General features: G+C 45.8%; 2 protein-coding genes. Both read right to left on the bottom strand.

Annotated elements, in window-relative coordinates; all coding sequences use genetic code 11:
- Positions 1–39: 39 nt before the first annotated feature.
- Complete coding sequence (locus tag SD70_RS32530) at positions 40–903, bottom strand: IS3 family transposase (RefSeq protein ID WP_231571732.1); 864 nt, start codon at positions 901–903, stop codon at positions 40–42.
- An 11-nt stretch (positions 904–914) separates the two neighbouring features.
- Positions 915–1,211 (bottom strand): transposase, encoded by a 297-nt coding sequence (locus SD70_RS37360; protein WP_041052880.1) that lies wholly within the window; start codon positions 1,209–1,211, stop codon positions 915–917.
- Between the last annotated feature and the right edge of the window lie 77 nt (positions 1,212–1,288).

The following is a 1,288-nucleotide window of genomic DNA, read 5'->3' as shown; positions in this document are numbered from 1 at the left end:
TGGACCTCTGTCAAGAAAGTGGACACTCATTAAGGGAATTTAGCTAATGCCTTTGTAGTAAAGAGCCTCGAATCGATCGGGCGAAAGATAACCGAGAGAACTATGAATTCGTTTGCGGTTATAGAAGAGTTCGATGTACTCAAATACCTCTTGTTGCGCTTGCGCCTTTGTCCGAAACTTGGTGCAGTAAATAAACTCTTTCTTGAGTACGCTGTGGAACGACTCGATGCAGGCGTTGTCGTAACAGTTGCCCTTTCGGCTCATACTAGCTTGCATGTGGTACTGCTGTAATCTTGCTCGGTATTCTTCCGAGGCATACTGCGAACCTCGATCAGAATGGTGTATAAGCCCCTTATGTGGCTTTTGCGCTTTATAGGCTCGATCCAGCGCCGCAAGTACTAAATCCGTCGTCATCCGGTCAGCGAGCTTCCAGCCGACGACCTTACGCGTAAACAAGTCCAAGATACTTGCAAGGTACAGCTTGCCTTCTCGGCATGGCACGTATGTGATGTCCGCTACCCACACCTTATTGGGGGCAGATGTGCGAAAACACTGGTTTAGCACATTTTGTGCTATCGGGTGTTTATGATTCGAGTCGGTCGTGGAAACACGGAACTTCTTAGAGACACATGAACGTAGACCGTGCTCATTCATAATTTTTCCGACTAGTCGTTCGGATACCTCCCAACCTTCACGTCTAAGGAGCCTTGTGATTTTAGGGCTGCCATACCTGTTATTAGAGTCTTTAAAAAGCCATACAATACGCGCCAGCAGCGCCTTGCGACGTTTTTGGTAACTGTTCTCTTTAGCTTTCTCCTGGGCCCACTTGTAATAACCGCTCCGGGATACTCCTAATGCTTCGCACATCTTCTCCATTCGAAATTCGGAGCGATGATCTTCGATGAATTGGAACTTTAGTTCCTTTCTTTGCTGAAGATGTGCATAGCCTTTTTTAATATGGCGATCTCTTCTTTGAGGTCAGCAAGTTCCTGCTCTTGCTCTTTGATTCGCTTCTCTTGTTGGCGAAGAGTTTCTACGCTGGTAAGGGGTTCATTCTCAAATTTACGGTACTTCGTCAACCAATTGTGTAACGTCTTTTTAGGAATGTTGAGCTCCTCGGCGATGTCCGCCACCGACTTTGTCTGTTCTTGAATATACTTGACGGTCTGTTCTTTAAACTCCTGTGTAAATCGTTGACGCTGTTCTCCCATAAGTGGACACTCCCTTTGTTTCGTAGGATTATTATCTAATTCCCTTATCGGAGTGTCCACTTTTTATTCTAACTGCA

Source organism: Gordoniibacillus kamchatkensis (genome assembly GCF_000829455.1).
Taxonomy (GTDB): Bacteria; Bacillota; Bacilli; order Paenibacillales; family NBRC-103111; genus Gordoniibacillus; species Gordoniibacillus kamchatkensis.
This window is presented reverse-complemented; position numbering and strand designations above follow the sequence as displayed.